Source organism: Kineococcus indalonis (assembly GCF_009906395.1).
Lineage (GTDB): Bacteria > Actinomycetota > Actinomycetes > Actinomycetales > Kineococcaceae > Kineococcus > Kineococcus indalonis.
Genome location: NZ_JAAALM010000973.1, coordinates 1 through 609, shown reverse-complemented (window position 1 = coordinate 609; position 609 = coordinate 1). Strand labels below are relative to the sequence as shown.

The following is a 609-nucleotide window of genomic DNA, read 5'->3' as shown; positions in this document are numbered from 1 at the left end:
CCGTGGAGCCGGCCGGCGGGGTGCTGGTGTGCGGGCCGGCGCGCAGCGGGCGCACCACGGCGCTGCGGGCCGTGGCCGCCGCGCTGGCACGCCGTCCCGGGGCGCCGCCGGTGGCGGTGGTCACCGCCGACGCGCACGCGGCGCGCGCGTTCCCCACCGCCGCCTGGACGGGGTGCGCCGACGCGCGGGGGCTGCGCGCGGCGCTGGCGGCGCCCGGGGCCGTCGTGCTCGTCGACGACGCCGCGCGGGCGCTGCCGGCGGACCTGGAGGAGGTGCTCGTGGAGGTGCTGCGCGGCGGCGGGCGGCTGGTGGCCGCCGCCGACGGCAGCGAGGTCGCAGCCGCCTTCCGGGGGCTGGCGGTGGCGCTGCGCGCGGCGCGCACGACCGTGCTGCTGGGCCGCGACGGGCAGGTGCCCGCGGACGTCCTGGGCCGTCGCGCGCTGCCCGCGCCGGCCCCGGGGGCCGGTGCCGGCTTCGTCGTGGCCGGGGGCGCGTGGACGGCCCTGCGGGTGGCGGTGCCGGGCCCCTCCGCGCCGCCGGGCCCGGCGCCTACGGTGGGGCCGTGAGCACCACCGGGCAGACCACCGCCACCACGCCCCACCCGCCGCC

At 84.4% G+C, this 609-nt stretch carries 1 pseudogene; it reads left to right on the top strand.

What is annotated here, in order from left to right:
- A pseudogene (locus GTR00_RS22255) lies at positions 1–566 on the top strand (hypothetical protein); the annotation flags it as partial.
- Positions 567–609 lie beyond the last annotated feature (43 nt).